1 protein-coding gene is annotated in these 3,943 nt (G+C 45.9%); it reads right to left on the bottom strand.

Translation table 11 applies throughout. From position 1 onward, the window contains the following. A partial coding sequence (locus BGL89_RS02625) for an ELWxxDGT repeat protein (RefSeq protein WP_286824292.1) occupies positions 1-3,711 on the bottom strand: 3,711 nt, incomplete at its 3' end. Between the last annotated feature and the right edge of the window lie 232 nt (positions 3,712-3,943).

Here is a 3,943-nt window from a genome sequence, read left to right as displayed (position 1 = left end):
GAAACCGGGGTTGATATCTTTGACCAAAACTGTACCCGCCGCCGTGCCGTCGCTCCTCCACAATTCCCGACCGTCAACGCCGTCAGTGGCATCGAAGAACAGGGTATTGCCCACTACCGTTAGATTGCTGGGGCTAGAGTAAGGCAGGTTAAGATCCTTGACCAGAACTGTGCCGGCCGCTGTACCGTCGCTCTTCCATAATTCCCTCTGGCCGGCAGTGAAGAACAGGGTATTGCCCAGGGCTGTCAGATTTTGGGGGAAGGAGCTAGAGGAACCAGGAACAATATCTTTGACCAGAACCGTACCGGCCGCCGTGCCGTCGCTTTTCCATAATTCCCGACCGTTAAGGCCGTCACGGGCGGTAAAGAACAGGGTATTGCCCACTGCCGTTAGACTGCCGGCGGAGCGGATGTCGGCCACCGCAACTGTACCAGCTACCGTGCCGTCGCTCTTCCACAATTCATAACCGTTAACGTTGTCATCGGCGATGAAGTACAGGGTGTTGCCCACTGCTGTCAGATTTTTGGGGTAGGAGCTAAAGGCACCGGGACGGATATCTACTAAAAAAGGAACGGAGCCGTCGTCGTCAACAATAGTCACGGTTGCCGTAGATGGAGTGTCGAGAGTAGCTCCGTTGGTGGGATTGGAGAGGGTGACAGTAAAGTTTTCGTTCGGTTCTACCGTTGTATCTCCCTGGACATTAACAGTAATTACTTTTGAGGTTTCCCCCAGGGCAAAACTCACGGTTCCTGATGGTAACAATCCCCCGACAAAATCGGCAGCGTTGGCGGGATTGGTTCCCGTGCCGGTAACTGCCCAAGTGATGTTATTGGTTCCGGTGGTATTGCCAGAACGAGTGACGGTGAAGGTAAAGGCTTTGCTGCCACTGTTGCCCTCGGTTCGACTGCTGCTGGCGGCAGCAATGGTAAAAGCAACATCGTCATTATTAATCGTCCCCGTCACTGGAGTGGTGGTCCCAACTGTATAACCTGTCCCGGCAGCAAGAGTTAAAGCGACGGTTTCATTGTTTTCAACAGTTGTGTCAGCAGTGGGGTCTATTGTGACTTTAGCAGTGGTAGCATTAGCAGCGAAAGTCACTGTCCCGGTGGTACTGGTGAAAGTTGCTGCACCGCTTTGGGTGTAGTCTGTGCTAAAAGTAGCTGTCCCCCCGACTGTATAGTTAACCGTTAAAGCATTAGTGGTTACTCCGCTACGGGTGAAGGTATAGGCCATATTAGCTGTCCCGTCTTCACTAACACTACTGGGAGAAATAGCAAGAGTAACAGTTTGTGGACTGGTAAACTCACTAACATCAAGAATCTGCAAGCCACCCTCCCTATCAGCTACGTAAGCATAGTTACCGACTATTTGCACATCCCAAGCATTGCCAGAAGTATCATAATTACCCTTAAAAGTAGGTGTAGCGGGGTTGCTGATGTCGATGATTTGCAGTCCTGAATCCGAATCAGCCACATAAGCATAGTTGCCGACTATTTGTACACCCTCAGCATAGCCAGAAGTATCATAATTACCCTTGAGAGTGGGGTTTGTTGGGTTGCTGATGTCGATGATTTGCAGTCCTGAATAAGCATCAGCTACGTAAGCATAGTTACCGACTATTTGCACACCATTAGCATTGCCAGAAGTATCATAATTACCCTTAAAAGTAGGTGTAGCGGGGTTGCTGATGTCGATGATTTGCAGTCCTGAATAATCATCAGCTACGTAAGCATAGTTACCGACTATTTGCACACCCTGAGCAGCACCAGAAGTATCATAATTACCCTTAAGAGTAGGTGTTGCGGGGTTGCTGATGTCGATGATTTGCAGTCCTGAAGTCCAATCAGCTACGTAAGCATAGTTACCGACTATTTGCACATCCTCAGCATAGCCAGAAGTATTATAATTACCCTTAAGAGTAGGTGCAACAGGGTTGCTGATGTCGATGATTTGCAGTCCTGAATTCTTATCAGCTACGTAAGCATATTTACCGACTACTTGCACATCCGTAGCATTGCCAGAAGTATCATAATTACCCTTAAGAGTAGGTGTAGCGGGGTTGCTGATATCGATGATTTGCAGTCCTGAATCATCATCAGCTACGTAAGCATAGTTACCGACTATTTGCACATCCCTAGCATCGCCAGAAGTATCATAATTGCCCTTGAAGGTGGGGGTTGATGGGTTGCTAATGTCGATGATTTGCAGTCCTGACCAAGAATCAGCGAGATAGGCATAGTTACCGACTATTTGTACATCCTCAGCACCGCCAGAAGTATCATAATTACCCTTGAGAGTGGGGTTTGTTGGGTTGCTGATGTCGATTATTTGCAGTCCTGAATTCCAATCAGCTACATAAGCATAGTTACCGACTACTTGAACACCCTCAGCACTGCCAGGAGTATCATAATTACCCTTGAGAGTAGGGTTAGTGGGGTTGCTGATGTCGATGATTTGCAGTCCTGAAGTATCATCAGCTACATAAGCATAGTTACCGACTACTTCTACATCCCGAGCATAGCCAGAAGTATTATAATTACCCTTGAAAGTGGGATTTGTCGGGTTGCTGATGTCGATGATTTGTAGTCCTGAATCCCAATCAGCGACATAAGCATAGTTACCGACTATTTGTACATCCCAAGCACTGCTAGGAGTATCATAATTACCCTTGAGAGTGGGGTTGGTCGGGTTGCTAATGTCGATGATTTGCAGTCCTGACCAAGAATCAGCGAGATAGGCATAGTTACCGACTACTTGTACACCTAAAGCAGTGCCAGAAGTATCATAATTACCCTTGAGACTGGGGTTTGTCGGGTTGCTGATGTCGATGATTTGTAGTCCTGAATTCCAATCAGCGACATAGGCATAGTTACCGACTATTTGTACATCAAAAGCAAAGCCAGAAGTATTATCATAATTCCCCTTGAAAATCGGGTTACTGGGATTACTAATATCAATAATCTCCAGAGTGTCCCCCACAGCATAAGCATAGTTACCGACTATTGTTACCGCATTGGCATTGCTTAATCTATCCCATACTCCTACTAATGTGAGGGCAAATACTCCGGGATAGGTGTTGAGTATATTCGGCTGAAAAACCCCAGATGTCTGCAAATCCGACAAATCTAAGGTTTCAATAAAGGTTTGATTCTCTCCCTTTATCGCCGGAAAACTCACCTCTAACTCCCAACTTCCTCCCAAGGCTGCATTTCCTACCCGTCTGCTAGAAGCCGCTATTTTCGCGCCAGTAATTTGGGACAATTTATTAATAAACTCTGTCCCGGCATCTCCCGCCGCGACCTGACAACCGTACAGTAGGATATGATTAATCTTTGCCCAATTCTGTAACTGTTGGCGGTAATCGTAAATATTTGTTAAATTAAGTTGACAATTTCCTAAATATAAGCACCCCGGCGCACCATGGGAAACCAGGTGAATGGTGGTAATCTGGGGATTTTGTTGTAAAAAAGCGGATATTTGTTCGATTCCGTCTTGATTGGGAGAGAGAATAACGGTAGCGACTTCTGGAATTACTCCAGCTTGGAGACTTTGATAATCGGTAACACCAGCATCGAGGAAAACCACAGTAGCGGTTAAACGCTGATTTCTCGCACTATCCACCTGATTAGCTTGACTCAAGCCATCAGATTGAGCAAAATTGAACAAAACATCGTCAACAGCAGGAAAGCTCGGCAACAGGGTAGAAGTCATGACGTTAACCGAAAAAGATTAATGCGACTATTTTATGCAAAGAATCCCGAATTTTTCAAGGTTTCTATAACAAAAATTTACAGAAAACGGGTTTCTCAAAGAAACCCGTTTTCTAGATATTAGGATAAGATTATTGGATTCTTGCCAAAGACTGCTTAAATTCTGCGAGAGAATTAGCGGTAGCTGCTAATTTAACAATCTCTTGTAATGTAGATAGTACCGAAACTTTATT

Origin of the sequence: Microcystis sp. LSC13-02 (assembly GCA_002282935.1) — a bacterium.
Classification (GTDB): Bacteria; Cyanobacteriota; Cyanobacteriia; order Cyanobacteriales; family Microcystaceae; genus Microcystis.
The sequence above is the reverse complement of the archived record's forward strand: the minus strand, read 5'-3'. Positions and strand labels throughout refer to the sequence as shown.